We start from the raw sequence: 17,442 nt of genomic DNA, 5'->3' as shown, positions 1-17,442 counted from the left end.
CATCAAATGCTGGCGTGCGCCGACGGGGTTCGTGCAAGGCCTGAGCGGGGGAGGTCCGCGTCCTGCCTGGGACTCTTTGTCGCAGTGAGCGGACTGGCAACGCCGTCAGCCATCCTAACCGCTGAGCTGCGCGTTGCTCAGGCTGACCACCTTGCCCTGACGGCGTATCGGCGCTGGCCGTCGCAGCGCCCGAAGCATTTCGGTGGCCTGCGCCAGCTGCTGCTCCAGTTCGCCGCAATAGCGAGTCAGCAACTGGCCGCGCTGGCTGTTCTGCTGGCTTTCGCTGGCCAGGGCCTTGAGTCGCAGGATGTGGGTTTCCAGTTGCTGCTTGTGCTCTAGGGAGAATTGCAGCAACGGCGTCAGGGCCTCGCCCGCCCACTGCTCGGCCTCCTGGCGCAGCCGCTGGTGCAGGCCGATGACTTCCTGTACCAGGGTGGCGAAGAACCGGCGCGTCAACGCGCGCTGCTCGGTCAGCAGCGTCTTGAGTTGCAGGCGGAACTGATCGGCCTTGCTCTGCAGCGCCCGCAGTTCACGCTGGTACGACTGCAGCTGGAACGAGGGGGGGTCGATTCCTTGCAGAGGGTTTTCTTCACTGTGCCGACGATAGATGGCCGACACCATCTTGTTCGCGCGTTCGGCTTCCTGTTCGAGGATGCTCAGGTCCTGCTCCACTGACCGGAAGAAGTGCAGGATGGCGAGATTGATGCCCAGCGTGGTGAGGCTGCCGGTAAGGCCGCGACGCAGGCGGGCCAGGTGTTCTTCCAGGCGCTCGGCACGGATCGCCGTGCGCAGCAGGTTGCCCTGACGTTGCAGTAGACGCTGATTGGTCTTCAGGTCGAGCAAGCGCTTGTGGTGACGGTTGTGGTCGTGACGGGTGCGGGCGGTGAGTTCCAGCAGCATCTGCCCGCTGCCCTGCTGATGGCTGGCCAGCACGTCGCGCTGCTCTACGACCTTGTCCAGGCGCAGCCTGAGTGCGTGCTGACTGTTCTGCAGCAGCGTCAGCACCTGTTGCACCACCTGTTCCTCGAGCAGCTGCTCCTTGTGCGACAGGAGGCGCTCGCCGAGTAAACGTTCCAGCTGTTCCAGCTGGCTGCGCTCGAGCAGCGCCTGATCGCCACGAATCTTCGCCATAAGCGCCTGCTTGGCCGACAGCGGCAGCACGTCGGCGCTGTCGATGCCCAGTTGCTGCGCCGTGCTCGTCCTGATCTGTTCGATGGCGTTCCGCACGAAGGCCTCGCCGGCCACGTCGTCCCAGAGCACGTCGATCTTGTTCAGCACGGCGAACAGGTTGTTCCGGGTGTCGTCGCCGAGCTGGCGGATATGCTGTTGCCAGATCTGCATGTCGCTGGCCGTGACGCCTGTGTCGGCGGATAGCAGGAAGACGATCGCCTGGGCGTTGGGCAGCATCGACAGGGTCAGCTCCGGTTCGCTGCCCAGCGCATTGAGTCCGGGTGTGTCGAGGATACGCAGGCCCTGGCGCAGCAGCGGGTGGTCGAAGTTGACCATGGCATGGCGCCAGGCGGGAACCCGCACGGTGTCGCTGCTGCCGGCGCTTTCCAGGGCGGCGGGGTCGAAACCGAGCTGGATCGCCTGTTCCACCGGCATGGACTTGGTCAGTGCGATCTGGGCGAAGGCTTCGGCCATGCCTGGCGGGTCCTGCGGGTCGAGCGGCAGGTTCAGCCACAACCGGGGGGTGCGCTTGAGCTGGGCGATGCTGGTGTCTTCCAGCCGCGACTCGATGGGCAGCAGGCGGATGCAGGAGCGTTCCGAGCGCGGATCGAACAGCAACTCGGTTGGACACATCGTGGTGCGCCCGGCCCGCGAGGGGAGGATGCGCTGGCCGTAGCTGGAAAAGAACAGGCTATTGATCAGCTCGGTCTTGCCCCGCGAATACTCGCCGACGAACGCCAGGGTGATGTGATCGGTGCGCAGCACCCGCAGGGCGCGCTCCAGGCGGGCCTCGATATCGTCGTTGCTGAGCCGGTTATGTGCCAGCCAGCTGCGGTAACGAGTGATTTCACGGATCAGATCGCGCTTCCAGGCGACGTAGGCATCCACTTGTCGGTCGAGTCGTTCCATGCTCATCCAGCCCCTGGACCTGTGATACCGCGAATTATCGAGCCCGCCGGCGTGTCGTCAATTCAGCAGGCAGCCAGTTGCAGCCGAACGGGCGAGCAGTGCGCACGAATGGTCGTCGTGGGTTCGAAGGCGTGTCGATGGCCTCGTTCACATCCCCGCGCGCCATGTGCGAGACGGAATGGAACAGCCGAGACGCTGGAGTCTACGTGCTGTCGAGCGGCAATCCGAGGTGCTTCTCGTGCCTCGTTGCCGCGCCGACAGCAAATTATGAACGGCGTCTCAGATGAACATGCGCAGAATGTTCGGCATATGGGTCATGGTGGCCAGGTTGTTGACGACCAGCATGTCCAGCAGCTTGATTGCCAGGAAGGCGAAGATCGGCGAGATATCCAGCCCGCCGAGGTTCGGCAGCAGGCGGCGGAAGGGCATCAGCACCGGCTCGCAGAGCTGGCTGACCAGCTGCGCGCCCGGGTTATGGCTGGCCGGCGCCACCCAGGACAGGATGACGCTGATGATCAGGGCCCAGAAGAATATGTTGAGGAACAACCCGGTAATGCCGATCAGCGCCCAGACCAGCAGCAGCAGGGGGTTGCCGGTGGTGCCGTAGGCGATCAGGAGGATGAGCGCCATCAGCACCATCTGCACGATCAGCGCGAGGATCAGCGAGGACAGGTCCAGAGTGCCGACGCTGGGGATGATACGGCGCATCGGCCGCAGCAACGGATGCGTTGCCTTGACGATGAACTGGCTGAGCGGGTTGTAGAAGTCGGCGCGTACCAGCTGCAGGATGAAGCGCAGCAGCACGATCAGCAGGTACAGGCTGCCCAGGGTCTGGATGACGAGAATCAGGGCTTGCGAGAGTTGGGACATGAATGCTCCTTAAGGGGCTGTTGATGTTTCGTCGCGAGCCGCGTTGCCGCGACAAATGGTGTCAGGCAAGGCGCGGGGCGCAGGTAATGGTGTTCCCTTGCCAAGTCCCGCAACGCCGCATGGCGCCATTTGCCGCGCAACCCGAAGGGCCGGGTCTGTTTTTGCGCGGTGCGGCGTTATTCGTCGTTCGTTGGGAGTGACCAGGCTTCTCTCCTCATGTCTTGCCCCGCGCAAAAAACAGGCGCCGGCGCGACCGCGAACGAAACGTCAACAGACCTTACTGACCCAGTTGTTCGGCCAGCTCGGCCGAGCGTAGCGCGGCGGCGTTCAGCGCCTGCTGCACCAGTTGTTCGAAGCCGCCGGCCTGGAAGGCTTTGATCGCCGCTTCGGTGGTTCCGTTCGGCGAGGTGACGCGACGTCGCAGTTCGGCTGCGTCGACATCGCTCTCACAGGCCATGCGCGCGGCCCCGAGGGCGGTCTGCAAGGTCAGTTGCGCGGCGGTTTCGCGGGGCAGGCCGAGCTGCTCGCCAGCTGCCGTCATCGCTTCGATCAGCAGGAAGAAATAGGCAGGACCGCTACCGGAAACGGCGGTTACCGCGTCGATCAGGCGCTCCTCTTCGAGCCACAGGGCCAGGCCGACGGCCGACAGCAGCTGCTCGGCCTGCAGCTTCTGCGCGGCGCTGACCTGGCCGTTGGCGAACAGGCCGCTGACGCCCTGGCGCAGCAGCGCCGGCGTGTTGGGCATGCAGCGCACGATCGCCTGTGGGCGTGGACCGAGCCAGCGCTGCAGGCTGTCGCAGCTGATGCCTGCGGCGATGGATACGATCAGTGGGGCGTGGTCGAGATGCGGAGCAAGCTCGCGGCATACCGCCTGCATCACCTGCGGCTTGACCGACAGCACCACGACATCGGCATCGGCCAGCGCCTCGGCATTCCCGGCGAAGGTCTGGATGCCGTGCTCGGCGCTGAGCTTCGCACGTTGCTCGGCGCCGGGATCGCTGGCGCGGATGGCATCCGCTGCGACGCCCTGGGCGCGCAGCCCGCCGATCAGGCTGGCGGCCATGTTGCCGGCGCCGATGAAGGCGATGCGGGGAGAGGTCATAGCAATTCCTTTAGTGGGGGCGTCCGTAGTCACGGGCGCCGAACAGGGCGGTGCCGATGCGGACCCAGGTCGCGCCTTCAGCAATGGCAGCTTCCAGATCCTGGCTCATGCCCATCGACAGGGTATCCAGCTCCAGGGCCAGCTCGTCGCGCAGCGCGCGCAGACGGGCGAAGGCGGCACGTTGCTCGTCGGGATCGTCGCTGGGCGCGGGGATACACATGAGGCCGCGCAGATGCAGTCGCGGCATCGCGGCGACGGCCCGCGCCAGCTGAGGCAGGTCTTCGGGCGCACAGCCGGACTTGCTGGCCTCGCCGCTGACGTTCACCTGCAGGCAGACGTTCAGCGCTGGCAACGTGGCGGGACGCTGATCGGAGAGGCGCTGGGCGATCTTCAGGCGATCCACCGAATGCACCCAGTCGAAATGCTCGGCGATGGGTTTGGTCTTGTTCGACTGGATGGGGCCGATGAAATGCCAGGCCAGGCCCAGGTCGCCAAGCTCGGCCTGCTTGTCCAGCGCTTCCTGCAGGTAGTTTTCGCCGAAATCGCGTACCCCGGCGCCGAACGCTTCGCGCATGGCGGCGGCTGGCTGGGTCTTGCTCACGGCCAGCAGGCCGACGCTGGCAGGGTCGCGCTGCGCAGCTTGCGCCGCCGCACGGATGCGCGCTGCGACCTTTGCAATATTCTTCTCTATCGTGGACATTACTTGCGCCCGCCGCCTTGGGGTCTGCGCGGCATTCTACCTGCTTGCTTGTAATTGGGGAGTCCCATGGATATCACAGAACTGCTGGCCTTCAGCGCCAAGCAGGGCGCGTCGGACCTGCATCTTTCCGCCGGCCTGCCGCCGATGATTCGCGTCGATGGCGATGTCCGGCGAATCAACCTGCCGGCCATGGACCACAAGCAGGTGCATGCGCTGATCTACGACATCATGAACGACAAGCAACGCAAGGATTACGAGGAATTCCTCGAAACCGACTTCTCGTTCGAGGTGCCGGGCGTGGCGCGCTTCCGCGTCAACGCCTTCAACCAGAACCGCGGCTCCGGCGCGGTGTTCCGGACCATTCCTTCCAAGGTACTGACCATGGAAGACCTGAACATGGGTGAGGTGTTCCGCAAGATCACCGACGTTCCGCGCGGACTGGTGCTGGTCACCGGGCCCACCGGCTCGGGCAAGTCGACCACCCTGGCGGCGATGCTCGATTACCTCAACAGCACCAAGTATCACCACATCCTCACCATTGAGGACCCGATCGAATTCGTCCACGAATCGAAGAAGTGCCTGGTCAACCAGCGCGAGGTGCATCGTGATACCCATGGCTTCTCGGAGGCGCTGCGTTCGGCGCTGCGGGAAGACCCGGACATCATTCTGGTAGGCGAGATGCGCGACCTGGAAACCATCCGCCTGGCGCTGACCGCGGCGGAAACCGGTCACCTGGTATTCGGCACCCTGCACACCACCTCTGCCGCCAAGACGATTGACCGCGTGGTCGACGTGTTCCCGGCGGAAGAGAAATCCATGGTCCGCTCGATGCTTTCCGAGTCGCTGCAGGCGGTCATCTCGCAAACGCTGTTGAAGAAGGTCGGCGGCGGTCGCGTGGCGGCCCACGAGATCATGATCGGCACCCCGGCGATCCGTAACCTGATCCGCGAGGACAAGGTGGCGCAGATGTATTCCTCGATCCAGACCGGCGGCTCGCTGGGCATGCAGACTCTCGACATGTGCCTCAAGGGGCTGCTCGCCAAGGGGCTGATCAGTCGCGACAGCGCCAGGGAGAAGGCCAAGCAGCCGGAAAACTTCTGAGAGCCTATTCACGATCTGCTGCGCGTCGGCCCTGCTGCGTTGAAAACAGGCTCGGCAAGCCCGCGCGCCTAACGAACTGCGGCCCGTAAGGGCGAGCGAAGCGAGTCATGCCCATCTACACCAGTAAACACCGCTTGCTAACCTGTTTTTGCCTTGCATGGCCCTAGCTCGCAAGATGGTGAACGGGCTCTGAAAAAAACGGAACGCCGCTGATGCGGCCTTGCCACGATTGCGAGTACGACGATGGAATTCGAGAAACTTCTGCGCCTGATGGTGGAAAAGGGCGGCTCCGACCTGTTCATCACCGCCGGCGTGCCGCCTTCGATGAAGGTCAACGGCAAGATCATGCCGGTCAGCAAGACCGCGATGTCGCCGGAAATGACCCGGGAAACCGTGCATGGCGTGATGAACGAGCAGCAGCGCCGCGAGTTCACCGAAAACCATGAATGCAACTTTGCCATCAGCGCCCGCGGCATCGGTCGCTTCCGCGTCAGCGCCTTCTACCAGCGCAATCTCGCCGGCATGGTGCTGCGTCGCATCGAGACGAATATTCCGACCATCGAAGAGCTGAAGCTGCCGGATATCCTCAAGAAACTGTCGATGACCAAGCGTGGCCTGGTGCTGTTCGTCGGGGCGACCGGTACCGGAAAGTCGACGTCGCTGGCTTCGATGATCGGCTACCGCAACAAGAATTCCAGCGGGCACATCATTTCCATCGAGGACCCGATCGAATTCATCCATCAGCACCAGAGTTGCATCGTCACCCAGCGCGAGGTCGGCATCGACACCAGCTCATTCGAGGTGGCGCTGAAGAACACCCTGCGCCAGGCGCCTGACGTGATCCTCATCGGCGAGATCCGAACCCGTGAAACCATGGACTACGCCGTGGCGTTCGCCGAAACCGGCCACCTGTGCCTGGCGACCCTGCATGCCAACAATGCCAACCAGGCGCTGGACCGCATCATCAACTTCTTCCCGCCCGACCGGCACAACCAGGTCTGGATGGACCTGTCGCTCAACCTCAAGGCCATCGTCGCCCAGCAGTTGGTACCGACGCCCGACGGCAAGGGGCGCCGCGCGGTGATCGAGGTGCTGATCAACACGCCGCTGGCGGCCGATCTGATCCGCAAGGGCGAGGTGCATGAGCTCAAGTCGCTGATGAAACGTTCTACCGAGCTGGGCATGCAGACCTTCGACCAGGCGCTGTACAACCTTTACGTACAGGGCGAGATCACCTATGAGGACGCCTTGCTGCACGCCGACTCGGCCAACGACCTGCGCTTGCTGATCAAGCTGGGTTCGGAAACCGATGGCGAGCACCTGACCAGTGTGTCGCAGGGACTGAGCCTGGAGATCAGCGACGAGGAGCCGGGGCGCAATTTCCGTTAGTCGACCAGCCCTGACTGCCGGCCGATGCGCTTGCCGCTCCTGGCGGCGACGCGCTCGGCCTGGCCGTCACGCTGCGCACCGGCACGTGCGCGGCTCATCAACTGCGGGATCAACATGCCTTCGGGCAGATTCTTCCAGAAGCGCACAGGCAGGTTGCTCTCCAGTACGCCGCGGTTCAACCGGGCCGGGTTGAACGTGCTTTCGTAATACGCCTTCCATAGCTCGCCGCCGGGGTCCGCCGCGTTTTGCGCGAGCTGCCGCCACTGCGGCGGGCAGGGACGGGTGTAGTGCATCTCCTGGCCATCCCAGCAAACCCCTTCTTCCGGCGTCGCGATCAGCCAGCTGTTGCCGCCCATCCGTTCGGCGAAGTGTCCCGCTGCCCAGGGCAGTACGTCATGCGCGGGTTCGAACCAGGCGACATGCTGCGGTCCATCGCCTGCCTCGGTCGGGCAGAAGCGAATAAACGCGTGCAGGTGGTGGGCTTCACGGCGTACCGCCTTGAGCCGTGCATGCAGTTCGCTGCCGTCCACATCACCCACCAGCCTGGCGCTCGCGTCGCCCTGCGAGAAACGCCAGAGCACGCGATACAGCAGGCTCCAGCGATCATCCATGCGATAGCGGGCGGCCATTTCCAGTTCGTCCAGAAGCTGCCGGGACACGCGAATCCGCTTGCCATCATGGGAGGGCGGCAAGGGGGAGGGATCATCGAACAGTCCGGCTGCTTCGTTAGCGCTTGCCCAGTTCAGCTCATGCGGCGCGATCTGCTCCTGCAGCAGCAGTCGCGCGCAATTTCTCCAACCCTGAAAGCTTCCGTCGAAGCGAGCCGTGAGCATTACCAGAGCGCCAGTTGGGCCGGTGTGTCGCGCAAATGCTGGCGCAGCACCGTCGATTCCTGGTCAACCTGGGTCGGCCGGTAATCCTGGGTGACGACGAAGGGCCGAGCCTTCTCCAGGCCGCAGCGCAGGCGGGTGAGGTCTTCGAAGCGGATGCGCTTGTGCCGGCGCAGATCCACCAGGCGTTTCGCGCTGAGCATGCCGATACCGGGTACGCGAGCGATCATCGCTGGCTCGGCGCGGTTCAGGTCGACCGGAAAATGCTCCCGATGGGCCAGCGCCCAGGCCAGTTTCGGGTCGACATCGAGCGCCAGGTTGCCTGGCCCGCTCAGCAGTTCGTTGGCCTGGAAGCCGTAACCGCGCATGAGGAAGTCGGCCTGATAGAGCCGATGCTCGCGCAGCAACGGTGGTGCCGCGAACGGGACGCTGGCAGGGCTGTGCGGAATCGGGCTAAAGGCCGAATAGTAGACCCGGCGCAGCCGGTAGCTGCCATACAGTGACTGGGCGGTGTGCAGGATGGTGCGGTCATCGGTGTTGTCGGCGCCGACGATCATCTGCGTGCTCTGTCCGGCCGGGGCAAAACGAGGCGCGCGCCTTTCCGCGCTGGCCTCTGTTTCGCCCTGGTGGATGGTGTGCATGGCCTGTTTGATGGTCACGACCTGCTTTTCCGGCGCCAGGCGGATCAGGCTCGCTTCGGTCGGCAGTTCGATGTTCACGCTGAGGCGATCGGCGTGGCGGCCAGCTTCGGCGATCAGCAGCGGATCGGCGTCGGGGATCGTCTTGAGGTGGATGTAGCCGCGGAATTCGTGCTCCTCGCGCAGCAGTTTGGCGACTTGCACCAGCTGTTCCATGGTGTAGTCGGCCGAGCGAATGATGCCGGAGCTGAGAAACAGGCCGCTGATGCAATTGCGGCGATAGAAATCCAGCGTCAGGCTGACCACTTCTTCCGGCGTGAAGCGGGCACGCGGCACGTCGCTGGAACGGCGATTGACGCAGTACTGACAGTCATACAGGCAGAAGTTGGTCAGCAGGATCTTCAGCAGTGCCACGCAACGACCGTCCGGCGTGAAGCTGTGGCAGATGCCCATGCCGTTAGTGGCGCCGAGTCCGCTCTTGCCTTTCGAGCTGCGTTTCGGTGCGCCGCTGCTGGCGCAGGAAACGTCGTACTTGGCCGCGTCGGCGAGCACGCTGAGTTTGTCGATCAACTGCATGATGATAACCATGATACTGTTTTTATATACAGTATCATGGCTGCCCGAACCGGCAATGCCAATCTGGCGGGATGGTTCGGACCGATTATCGGATAAGCTGGACGCCATCCATCAATCGCACATCGAGGTTCGGATGCGACAGAACACTCACAGCACGCTGATCGGCTATCTCCTCTGGATTTTCGGCTTTCTCGGCGCCCACCGTTTCTACTACGGCAAGCCCGTCACCGGCACCATCTGGTTCTTCACCCTCGGCCTGTTCTTTATTGGCTGGATCATCGACCTGTTCCTGATCCCGGCGATGGACCGTGAAGCCGACCTGCGTTTTCAGCCGGGGCCCATCGACTACACGGTCGGCTGGATATTGCTGACCTTTCTCGGGGTATTCGGTGTGCACCGCATGTACCAGGGCAAATGGATCACCGGCATCCTCTACCTGTTCACCGGCGGCTTGTTCTTCATCGGTGTGCTTTACGACTTCTGGACGCTGAACTCGCAGATATCCGAGCGCAATCTGGCACGGAGCTGAACGGGTAGGGGGGACGCTTTAGAAATCCGGCAGGCATGGACGGATAGATGTCCAGCCTGCGCAGATCTTCCGCATCAGCCTTCGAAGCTGATGTGGCCGTCGACGATGGTGTAGCGCACCGTGCCGGGCAGGCAGTGGCCCATGAACGGACAATTGCGGCCTTTGGAATACCAGCGCTCGCCAACCAGCGTCGAACTGTGTCGATCGAACAGCACCAGATCTGCCGCCTGGCCGGCTTGCAGCGTGCCGGCCGGCAGTTGCAGGGCCGCCGCTGGACCGCTGGTAAGACGAGCCAACAGGGTCGGCAGGTCAAGCAAGCCGTCGTCCACCAATGTCAGTGCCAGTGGCAGCAGGATTTCGGCACTGCTGATACCCGGTTCGGTTTCGCCGAACGGCGCCAGTTTGGCGTCGGCCTCGTGTGGCTGGTGATGGCTGGAAATCGCCGAGATCACGCCGGCCTTCAATGCCTCACGCAGGCCCTCGCGATCACCTGCGCTGCGCAGTGGCGGCTGCACGTGGTACAGGCTGGAGAATCCGTGCAGCGCTTCGTCGGTGAGGATCAGCTGATACATCGCCACATCGGCGGTGACCGGCAGGCCACGGGCCTGGGCCTGGGCGATCATCTCCGCGCCACGCGCGCTGGTCAGCTGGGCGAAATGGGCGCGCACGCCGGAGCGCTCCACCAGCAGCAGATTGCGCGCTAATGCCACGGTCTCGGCGGTTTCCGGTATTCCTGCCAGGCCGAGGAAGCTGGCGGTCGGGCCTTCATGGGCAAGCCCGCCCTCGGCGAGATCGCTGTCCTGGGAATGGAAGATCACCGTCAGATCGAAAGTGGCGGCGTATTCCAGCGCGCGGCGCAGGTTGCGGTTGCTGGCGAACTCGGTAAGGCCGTTGCCGAAGGCAACACAGCCGGCCTCGCGCAGCGCGACCAGTTCGGATAGTTGTTCGCCGGCCAGGTTGCGGGTCAGCGCGCCGATGGGAAACACCCTGGCATGGCCCGATTCACGGGCGCGATCGAGGATCAGCTCGGTCACCGCCGCGGTATCCAGTACCGGGCGAGTCTGTGGCGGGCAGCACAGGCTGGTGATGCCACCGGCGGCAGCGGCCAGGGTTTCGCTGGCGATGTTGCCCTTGCGACTGTAACCGGGCTCGCGCAGTGCCACGGCGAGATCGACCAGGCCGGGCGCGGCGATCAGCCCTTGGGCTTCGATCGTCCGCTGGGCTTCGAAGCCGGCCGGCGCCTGGCCGATGGCGGCGATCCTGCCGTCTTGCAGAAAGATATCGGCGACTTCGTCGCGCCCGCTGACGGGGTCGATCACCTGTGCGCCGAGAATTCGGGTTGCCACCATCACTGCTGCTCCTCGGATACGGATTCAGAATCGATCTGGCGCTGGGCCGCCTGGCCGCTCATCGCCATGGACAGCACGGCCATGCGAATGGCGATGCCATAGGTGACCTGATTGAGGATCACCGATTGCGGGCCGTCGGCTACCGCCGACTCGATCTCCACGCCGCGGTTGATCGGGCCCGGGTGCATGACGATGGCGTCCGGCTTGGCAAATGCCAGACGCTGGGTGTTCAGGCCGTAGAGCTTGTAGAACTCACCCTCGCTGGGCAGCAGGCCACCCTGCATCCGCTCGCGCTGCAGGCGCAGCATGATCACCACGTCGACATCACGAAGGCCCTCGTTCATGTCGTTGAAGATGCGCACACCGTATTGCTCGATGCCTTCGGGCAACAGCGTTTTCGGACCGATCACGCGGATGTCGGGGCAGCCCAGGGTCTTCAGCGCCAGCATGTTCGAACGCGCCACGCGCGAATGCAGGATATCGCCGACGATGGCGACGGAGAGGTTCTCGAAGCTGCCCTTGTGGCGGCGGATGGTAAGCATGTCGAGCATGCCCTGGGTCGGATGGGCATGGCGTCCGTCACCGCCGTTGATCACCGCTACATCGGGACAGACATGCTCGGCGATGAAATGTGCGGCGCCGGAGTCGGCATGGCGTACCACGAACATGTCCGCCGCCATGGCCTCGAGATTGCGCAGGGTGTCGGTCAGGGTCTCGCCCTTGCTGGTGGAGGAGGTCGAGACGTTCAGTGTGATGACGTCCGCCGACAGCCGCTGCGCCGCCAGTTCGAAGGTGGTGCGGGTGCGCGTGGAGTTTTCGAAGAACACGTTGCAGACGGTCTTGCCGCGCAGCAGCGGAACCTTCTTGACTGCCCGGGCGCCGACTTCGAGGAAGGAATCGGCGGTGTCCAGGATCTCGGTGAGCAGCTCGCGGGGCAGACCGTCGAGGGAGAGAAAATGGCGCAGCTGTCCTTGGTCGTTCAGCTGTAGCGGGCGCTTGGCGTCGGTGGGCGTCATCGCAGGATCTCGGTTGGCGGCGGGAGATGGACTCTTGGGTGGAAGTTGCCGGGCCTGCTCAGGGCTGGTTGGCTTCCATCTGCTGTGGTTCCAGGGCCAGCGGCGCTGGACCGAGTAGCTTGATGCGTTGCTCGGGTGCCAGCGACAGGGTGGCGCCGACCACGTCAGGGCGGATCGGCAGTTCGCGGGCGTTCAGGTCGAGCAGGCAGACCAGCGTTACGCTGGCCGGCCGACCGTAGTCGAACAGTTCATTGAGCGCGGCGCGGATGGTGCGGCCGGTCATCAGTACGTCGTCGATCAGCACCAGATGCTGGCCTTCGATCTCGAATGGCAGCTCCGATGGCTGCACCTGCGGGTGCAGGCCCTTCTGGGTGAAGTCGTCGCGATAGAAGGACACGTCGAGAATGCCGAGCGGTTCGTTCTGCCCGCGAGCCGCGAGCAGCGCCTGGGCCACCCAGACGCCGCCGGTGCGGATGCCGATGAAGCGCGGCTCCTGGATGTCGCGGTCAATCAGGTGTTGCTTCAGCGCGGCGACCATCTCGGGCAGCAGCTGTTCGGGATTGGGCAGGATCATGGGGTCTCCTTACAGGTCCGGATCAGGCGGCAGGGTGATCGCTCAGCCAGCCTTCCAGTAATAGGGCGGCGGCCAGGGCATCCACCGGGCGATCGCGATAGCCGCCGTGCTGGCCCTGGCGCAGACGCTCGCCTTTGGCTTCGAACGTGGTCAGGCGTTCGTCGTGGGTGTGCACCGGCAGGTTGAAGCGACCGTTGAGTCGGCGGGCGAACTTCTCCGCCCGGGCACTCATGTCGCTGGGCGTGCCGTCCATGTTCAGCGGCAGGCCGACGACCAGCGCGTCGGGTTGCCATTCGCGCATCAGCGCCTCGATCTGTTGCCAGTCCGGCACGCCGTTCTGCGCCTTGAGCACGCAGAGTTCACGTGCTTGCCCGGTAATGACCTGGCCAACGGCGACGCCGATCTGCTTGGTGCCATAGTCGAAGCCGAGCAGCAGTCGCGGCGCACTCATGCGTGGCCGACCTGAGTGCTGAGCAGGCGCAGGTCGACGCCGAGCGACGCTGCTGCTGCATGCAGGCGTTGGTCGTACGGCAGGTCGAACAGGATCTCCGTATCGGCGGGACAGCTCAGCCAGGCGTTGTCCGCCAGCTCGGCTTCCAGCTGGCCTGCTTCCCAGCCGGCATAGCCAAGGGCGACAAGGTGGCGCCGCGGACCCTGGCCATCGGCGATGGCGAACAGCACGTCCTGCGATGTGGACATGCCCAGCGGGCCGAGGGAAAGGGTGGCCTGGAATTGCTGGTCGGGCGAATGCAGAACGAAGCCGCGATCGGTCTGCACCGGGCCGCCGGAGAAGATCGGCAGGCTATCGCAAAGCGCTGGTATCGGCTCGTCCGGGCGCAACTGTTCGAGCACGTCGGCCAGGTTCAGCCCGCTTGGGCGGTTGACGATCAGGCCCATGGCGCCTTCCGCGCCATGCTCGATCAGGTAGATCAGCGTCTGGGCAAAATTCGGATCGGCCATCTGCGGCATGGCGATCAGAAAATGATGCTTGAGGTAACTGGGAGCGGTGGTCTTCATGCGCGCTAGCTTAAGCGTTGCACCACATTCCGGCTACAGCTTCGACGGCTGGCCACGGTGACCGGCTCAGCGGCTCGAAAGCCTGTCGCCGCGCTCGAAGCGCCAGGTGCGGATGATCTCCACCTGATCGAACTTCTGCGCCAGCTCGCCGGTGAAAGGCGCGAACGGCGCGGCCAGGCGCACGATGCGTAGCGCGGCGTCGTCGAGCACCGGCTGGCCGGAAGACTCGATCACCCGCAGTTCCTGTACCGTGCCGTCACGGTTGATGGTGACCAGCATGCGCAGGCTGCCATAGATCTGCTGGCGACGGGCCTCGTCCGGATAGTTCAGGTTGCCGATGCGCTCGACTTTCTTGCGCCATTCGTCGCGATACCAGGCACTGATGTCGCGCATGGTGGCAGCGCTGTTCTGCCGGCTGACCCTGGGGCGCTTGGCGTAGCGCTCCACGTCCTGCGCCAGTTCAGCTTCCAGGCTGGCAATCTCGGCGCTCAGCTGCGAGCTGTCGAACGCCGGCGCTGCCTGCGGCTTGGGTTGCGGCTGAGCCTGCTGCCTGACCTCGGTCTTCTCCGGTTGCGGGCTGCGGGTCGCCACGGCCGTCTTGGCCGGCTCCGATCGGGTGCTCTGTGGCGGTGCCGCTGGCGGTGCGACCTTGCGTACCTCGGTGTCCTGGAATGGCGCCTGCTCGGTGGTTTTCGGCGAAGCCTTGTGTTCCAGGGTGCCGCTGCCCTGCTGGTTGTCCTGCGCGAGGAAGTCGGCTTCCTTCGGCTTCTCTTCGCTTTTGAAGGTCGCGAGGGTGATCTCCAGCGTCTTGCTGATCTGCTTCGGCTCGCTCAGGGTGAACCCCAGGCCGAGTATCAGGGCAAGGTGCAGCGCCGCGGCCAGGAACAGCGTGAAGCCGAGTCTGTCCGCCGGACGGACTCGGGTAGTTTCAGGCGGGGTATCGCGGGTGGCGGCGTTCATCGCAGGTCGGGTCGGCTCGAAGTGCCGCGCAGTCTGCCGGCTTTGCGCTCGGAGTCGCAAGCTCCAGGCGCAAAGCTGTTAGCTGGTTCAAGCTTGCAGCTTGGCCGCGATCGCGTCCATGAGGCGTTCGCCGATGCGAGTATCGAAAGCATTGTCGATTTCGCGGATGCAGGTCGGGCTGGTTATGTTGATTTCGGTGAGGTAGTCGCCGATGACATCCAGGCCGACGAAGAGCAGGCCGCGCTTGCGCAGTTCCGGCCCGACGATCGAGGCGATCTCGCGATCACGATCGGACAGCGGCTGAGCGACGCCTCGGCCTCCGGCGGCCAGGTTGCCGCGCGTCTCGCCGGCTGCCGGGATTCGTGCCAGGCAGTAGGGTACCGGCTCGCCATCGATCATCAGGATGCGCTTGTCGCCATCCTTGATGGCGGGAATATAACGCTGCGCCATGATCTGCCGGGCGCCATGTTCAGTCAGTACTTCCAGAATCACGGAAAGATTGGGGTCGCCCTCGCGGTGGCGAAAGATCGATGCGCCGCCCATCTCGTCCAGGGGTTTGAGAATGATGTCACGGTGTTCGCTGGCGAACTCGCGGAGAATGTCCGAGCGCCGGCTGACCAGCGTTGGCGGCGTGCATTGCGGGAACTGCGTGGCGAAGAACTTCTCGTTGCAGTCGCGCAGGCTCTGTGGGCGGTTGACGACCAGCGCTCCCGCTTTCTCGGCCAGCTCCAGCAGATAGGTTGCGTAGACGTACTCGCTATTGAAGGGCGGGTCCTTGCGCATGAGGATGACGTCGAGCTCACCGAGAGCCGCGTCGAACGCCTCATCCATCTCGAACCAGTGCTGGGCGTCGTTGAACACTCGCAGCGGACACATGCGTGCGCGTGCCTGGTCTCCGAGTTGGTAAAGGTCGCGCTGCTCCATGTAGAACAGCGTCCAGCCTCGCGCCTGGGCAGCCAGCAGCATGGCCAGCGAGCTGTCCTTCTTGAAGGCGATCTGCGCGATAGGGTCCATGATGATCCCGACGCGAACGGTCATGAGAATTTCTCCGGCATGGGGCAGCATTGCGCGGCCTGTGGCTCAAAAATGTCGCTGCAGATTGGCTGCGCTTGTGCACTGGGTCAAGGAAAATCGGGATGCTTTTCCGGTTGATAGCGTGTGCCTGAGCAGTGTGCTAAAAAGGTCCGGCGATTGGGTGCAGCCCATCGGTGGCAGGGCCTCCGGCGCACTGACATAACGATAAACTACGACTCACCGAGGCGATGGTAGGGCGAAATGGAACAGCACTCCGAGGGCTTGAGGGTCATGGTGATCGACGATTCGAAGACGATTCGTCGCACCGCTGAAACCCTGCTGAAGAAGGTAGGTTGCGATGTCATCACCGCGGTCGACGGTTTCGATGCGCTCGCCAAGATTGCGGATACCCATCCCCGTATCATCTTCGTCGATATTATGATGCCCAGGCTGGACGGTTATCAGACCTGCGCTCTGATCAAGAACAACAGCTCCTTCAAGTCGACTCCGGTGATCATGCTTTCTTCCAAGGATGGGCTGTTCGACAAGGCAAAGGGGCGTATCGTCGGTTCCGATCAATACCTCACCAAGCCGTTCAGCAAAGAAGAGCTGCTCGGTGCGATCAAGGCGCATGTCCCTGATTTCGTGCCGCTGGAGCAAGCATCCTGAGTTCGGCATTGTTTGCCGCTGACGCCTTCCCTATGGAGAAATCATGGCTCGCGTTCTGATTGTTGATGATTCGCCGACCGAAATGTACAAGCTCACCGCCATGCTGGAAAAGCACGGTCACGTGGTGTTGAAGGCCGAGAATGGCGCCGACGGCGTTGCGCTGGCACGCCAGGAAAAGCCTGACGCCGTGCTGATGGACATCGTCATGCCTGGGTTGAACGGTTTCCAGGCAACGCGCCAGCTGACCAAAGATTCTGAAACCAGTCACATTCCGGTGATCATCGTTACCACCAAGGACCAGGAAACCGATAAGGTCTGGGGCAAACGCCAGGGGGCCAAGGATTACCTGACCAAGCCGGTGGACGAAGCCACATTGCTGAAAACCCTGAACGCCGTTCTGGCGGGCTGACGCCCGGGGTAGCCAACACTCGGACAAAGGGACTCGGCCAGCATGCCTGACACGCAAACGCCGTTTCAGCTGTTGCTGGAGCTGGACAAACGATGCCGCATGTATGCGGCGGGCCTGCCTTCACAGCAGGAAGCCGTACAGACCTGGGGAGGGATCGGCTTCCGCATGGGAGGGCGTTTGTTCGTCGCTCCGATGGGCGAAGTCGGAGAAGTCCTGCACGAGCCGCGCTACACACTGCTTCCCGGCGTCAAGAGCTGGGTGCGGGGCGTGGCGAACGTGCGTGGCAGGTTGCTCCCGGTGATGGATCTTTGCGGTTATTTCGGTCTGGAGCTCTCCGCCTTGCGCAAGCAGCGCAGGGTGCTGGTGGTTGACCATCAGGAAGTATTCGCCGGACTGACCGTCGACGAGGTCTTCGGCATGCAGCATTTTCCGGTGGAAGCCTTCTCGGAGGAGTTGCCTCCGGTCGAGGCGTCGATTCAGCCATTCATTCACGGTGTGTTCCAGCGCGAGCAGCCCTGGCTGGTCTTCAGTCCGCACGCGCTGGCTACGCATCAGGCGTTTCTGGATGTCGCTTATTAATTGAGGGTGGGCCGACCGATGTCGGCCTTTTGCTTCTTGGA

The 17,442-nt window shown here is 63.6% G+C and carries 19 protein-coding genes; 6 read left to right on the top strand and 13 right to left on the bottom strand.

Annotation, left to right across the window (positions count from 1 at the left end):
• Positions 1-114: 114 nt before the first annotated feature.
• The 4 genes from B597_RS31540 to B597_RS31525 form a co-directional block, all read right to left on the bottom strand.
• The gene (locus B597_RS31540) at positions 115-2,085 is read right to left on the bottom strand and encodes a dynamin-like GTPase family protein (RefSeq protein WP_003297193.1); all 1,971 of its coding nucleotides are present in this window, start codon (positions 2,083-2,085) and stop codon (positions 115-117) included.
• A gap of 273 nt (positions 2,086-2,358) precedes the next feature.
• A complete protein-coding gene (locus B597_RS31535; protein ID WP_003297194.1) occupies positions 2,359-2,949 on the bottom strand; it encodes a YggT family protein in 591 nt (196 codons plus the stop codon).
• A gap of 277 nt (positions 2,950-3,226) precedes the next feature.
• Positions 3,227-4,051 (bottom strand): pyrroline-5-carboxylate reductase, encoded by an 825-nt coding sequence (gene proC / locus B597_RS31530; RefSeq protein ID WP_003297195.1) that lies wholly within the window; start codon positions 4,049-4,051, stop codon positions 3,227-3,229.
• A gap of 10 nt (positions 4,052-4,061) precedes the next feature.
• Positions 4,062-4,751: a YggS family pyridoxal phosphate-dependent enzyme gene (locus tag B597_RS31525; protein ID WP_003297196.1), complete on the bottom strand. Its 690-nt coding sequence runs from the start codon at positions 4,749-4,751 to the stop codon at positions 4,062-4,064.
• 66 nt (positions 4,752-4,817) lie between these two features.
• Between B597_RS31525 and B597_RS31520 the strand changes: the two genes are divergently transcribed.
• Together B597_RS31520 and B597_RS31515 are read left to right on the top strand one after the other, a co-directional pair.
• Entirely contained in the window at positions 4,818-5,852 is a 1,035-nt protein-coding gene (locus B597_RS31520; RefSeq protein ID WP_003297198.1) for a type IV pilus twitching motility protein PilT, read from the top strand.
• Between the two features lie 243 nt (positions 5,853-6,095).
• Positions 6,096-7,241, top strand: a complete 1,146-nt coding sequence (locus B597_RS31515) for a PilT/PilU family type 4a pilus ATPase (RefSeq protein WP_003297200.1) — start codon at positions 6,096-6,098, stop codon at positions 7,239-7,241.
• Here the strand turns inward: B597_RS31515 and B597_RS31510 are convergent.
• Both B597_RS31510 and B597_RS31505 read right to left on the bottom strand, forming a co-directional pair.
• Positions 7,238-8,074: a TIGR03915 family putative DNA repair protein gene (locus B597_RS31510; RefSeq protein WP_003297201.1), complete on the bottom strand. Its 837-nt coding sequence runs from the start codon at positions 8,072-8,074 to the stop codon at positions 7,238-7,240. The genes B597_RS31515 and B597_RS31510 overlap by 4 nt on opposite strands.
• Entirely contained in the window at positions 8,074-9,285 is a 1,212-nt protein-coding gene (locus tag B597_RS31505) for a putative DNA modification/repair radical SAM protein (RefSeq protein ID WP_003297202.1), read from the bottom strand. Before B597_RS31505 ends, B597_RS31510 begins: the two co-directional genes overlap by 1 nt.
• A 133-nt stretch (positions 9,286-9,418) precedes the next feature.
• Here B597_RS31505 and B597_RS31500 point away from each other — a divergent pair, with 133 nt between their 5' ends.
• Positions 9,419-9,814 (top strand): NINE protein, encoded by a 396-nt coding sequence (locus tag B597_RS31500; RefSeq protein WP_003297203.1) that lies wholly within the window; start codon positions 9,419-9,421, stop codon positions 9,812-9,814.
• Positions 9,815-9,888: 74 nt separating this feature from the next.
• Here B597_RS31500 and B597_RS31495 read toward each other — a convergent pair whose 3' ends face one another.
• The 7 genes from B597_RS31495 to gshB all read right to left on the bottom strand — a co-directional run bounded on the left by B597_RS31495 (position 9,889) and on the right by gshB (position 15,768).
• Positions 9,889-11,163: a dihydroorotase gene (locus tag B597_RS31495; protein ID WP_003297204.1), complete on the bottom strand. Its 1,275-nt coding sequence runs from the start codon at positions 11,161-11,163 to the stop codon at positions 9,889-9,891.
• Complete coding sequence (locus B597_RS31490) at positions 11,163-12,179, bottom strand: aspartate carbamoyltransferase catalytic subunit (protein ID WP_003297206.1); 1,017 nt, start codon at positions 12,177-12,179, stop codon at positions 11,163-11,165. Before B597_RS31490 ends, B597_RS31495 begins: the two co-directional genes overlap by 1 nt.
• A 58-nt stretch (positions 12,180-12,237) precedes the next feature.
• Positions 12,238-12,753 (bottom strand): bifunctional pyr operon transcriptional regulator/uracil phosphoribosyltransferase PyrR, encoded by a 516-nt coding sequence (gene pyrR, locus B597_RS31485; protein ID WP_003297207.1) that lies wholly within the window; start codon positions 12,751-12,753, stop codon positions 12,238-12,240.
• A gap of 22 nt (positions 12,754-12,775) precedes the next feature.
• The gene (gene ruvX / locus B597_RS31480; RefSeq protein ID WP_003297208.1) at positions 12,776-13,204 is read right to left on the bottom strand and encodes a Holliday junction resolvase RuvX; all 429 of its coding nucleotides are present in this window, start codon (positions 13,202-13,204) and stop codon (positions 12,776-12,778) included.
• Entirely contained in the window at positions 13,201-13,770 is a 570-nt protein-coding gene (locus tag B597_RS31475; RefSeq protein WP_003297209.1) for a YqgE/AlgH family protein, read from the bottom strand. The genes ruvX and B597_RS31475 overlap by 4 nt, the downstream gene beginning before the upstream one ends.
• 66 nt (positions 13,771-13,836) lie before the next feature.
• The gene (locus tag B597_RS31470) at positions 13,837-14,730 is read right to left on the bottom strand and encodes an energy transducer TonB (protein WP_003297211.1); all 894 of its coding nucleotides are present in this window, start codon (positions 14,728-14,730) and stop codon (positions 13,837-13,839) included.
• An 87-nt stretch (positions 14,731-14,817) separates the two neighbouring features.
• Positions 14,818-15,768, bottom strand: a complete 951-nt coding sequence (gshB, locus tag B597_RS31465; RefSeq protein ID WP_003297212.1) for a glutathione synthase — start codon at positions 15,766-15,768, stop codon at positions 14,818-14,820.
• A gap of 237 nt (positions 15,769-16,005) precedes the next feature.
• Here gshB and pilG point away from each other — a divergent pair, with 237 nt between their 5' ends.
• Genes pilG through B597_RS31450 form a run of 3 tightly spaced genes read left to right on the top strand, consistent with a single transcriptional unit; the run spans position 16,006 to position 17,401 of the window.
• Entirely contained in the window at positions 16,006-16,413 is a 408-nt protein-coding gene (gene pilG / locus B597_RS31460) for a twitching motility response regulator PilG (RefSeq protein WP_003297214.1), read from the top strand.
• Between the two features lie 43 nt (positions 16,414-16,456).
• Positions 16,457-16,822 carry a twitching motility response regulator PilH gene (gene pilH / locus B597_RS31455; protein ID WP_003297216.1) on the top strand — a complete coding sequence of 122 codons (366 nt, stop codon included), beginning with the start codon at positions 16,457-16,459 and terminating at the stop codon, positions 16,820-16,822.
• A gap of 42 nt (positions 16,823-16,864) precedes the next feature.
• A complete protein-coding gene (locus B597_RS31450) occupies positions 16,865-17,401 on the top strand; it encodes a chemotaxis protein CheW (RefSeq protein ID WP_003297217.1) in 537 nt (178 codons plus the stop codon).
• The last annotated feature ends 41 nt before the right edge of the window (positions 17,402-17,442 follow it).

The sequence above is a fragment of the Stutzerimonas stutzeri KOS6 genome (assembly GCF_000307775.2).
Lineage (GTDB): Bacteria > Pseudomonadota > Gammaproteobacteria > Pseudomonadales > Pseudomonadaceae > Stutzerimonas > Stutzerimonas stutzeri_B.
Note: the sequence above shows the minus strand (reverse complement) of the source record. Positions and strands in the feature narration are given on the sequence as shown.

Excerpts from the sequence above, each read along its gene's own strand:
- B597_RS31540 (WP_003297193.1), bottom strand. The coding sequence starts at position 2,085 with ATGAGCATGGAACGACTCGACCGACAAGTGGATGCCTACGTCGCCTGG.
- B597_RS31535 (WP_003297194.1), bottom strand. The coding sequence starts at position 2,949 with ATGTCCCAACTCTCGCAAGCCCTGATTCTCGTCATCCAGACCCTGGGC.
- proC (WP_003297195.1), bottom strand. The coding sequence starts at position 4,051 with ATGACCTCTCCCCGCATCGCCTTCATCGGCGCCGGCAACATGGCCGCC.
- B597_RS31525 (WP_003297196.1), bottom strand. The coding sequence starts at position 4,751 with ATGTCCACGATAGAGAAGAATATTGCAAAGGTCGCAGCGCGCATCCGT.
- B597_RS31520 (WP_003297198.1), top strand. The coding sequence starts at position 4,818 with ATGGATATCACAGAACTGCTGGCCTTCAGCGCCAAGCAGGGCGCGTCG.
- B597_RS31515 (WP_003297200.1), top strand. The coding sequence starts at position 6,096 with ATGGAATTCGAGAAACTTCTGCGCCTGATGGTGGAAAAGGGCGGCTCC.
- B597_RS31510 (WP_003297201.1), bottom strand. The coding sequence starts at position 8,074 with ATGCTCACGGCTCGCTTCGACGGAAGCTTTCAGGGTTGGAGAAATTGC.
- B597_RS31505 (WP_003297202.1), bottom strand. The coding sequence starts at position 9,285 with ATGCAGTTGATCGACAAACTCAGCGTGCTCGCCGACGCGGCCAAGTAC.
- B597_RS31500 (WP_003297203.1), top strand. The coding sequence starts at position 9,419 with ATGCGACAGAACACTCACAGCACGCTGATCGGCTATCTCCTCTGGATT.
- B597_RS31495 (WP_003297204.1), bottom strand. The coding sequence starts at position 11,163 with ATGGTGGCAACCCGAATTCTCGGCGCACAGGTGATCGACCCCGTCAGC.
- B597_RS31490 (WP_003297206.1), bottom strand. The coding sequence starts at position 12,179 with ATGACGCCCACCGACGCCAAGCGCCCGCTACAGCTGAACGACCAAGGA.
- pyrR (WP_003297207.1), bottom strand. The coding sequence starts at position 12,753 with ATGATCCTGCCCAATCCCGAACAGCTGCTGCCCGAGATGGTCGCCGCG.
- ruvX (WP_003297208.1), bottom strand. The coding sequence starts at position 13,204 with ATGAGTGCGCCGCGACTGCTGCTCGGCTTCGACTATGGCACCAAGCAG.
- B597_RS31475 (WP_003297209.1), bottom strand. The coding sequence starts at position 13,770 with ATGAAGACCACCGCTCCCAGTTACCTCAAGCATCATTTTCTGATCGCC.
- B597_RS31470 (WP_003297211.1), bottom strand. The coding sequence starts at position 14,730 with ATGAACGCCGCCACCCGCGATACCCCGCCTGAAACTACCCGAGTCCGT.
- gshB (WP_003297212.1), bottom strand. The coding sequence starts at position 15,768 with ATGACCGTTCGCGTCGGGATCATCATGGACCCTATCGCGCAGATCGCC.
- pilG (WP_003297214.1), top strand. The coding sequence starts at position 16,006 with ATGGAACAGCACTCCGAGGGCTTGAGGGTCATGGTGATCGACGATTCG.
- pilH (WP_003297216.1), top strand. The coding sequence starts at position 16,457 with ATGGCTCGCGTTCTGATTGTTGATGATTCGCCGACCGAAATGTACAAG.
- B597_RS31450 (WP_003297217.1), top strand. The coding sequence starts at position 16,865 with ATGCCTGACACGCAAACGCCGTTTCAGCTGTTGCTGGAGCTGGACAAA.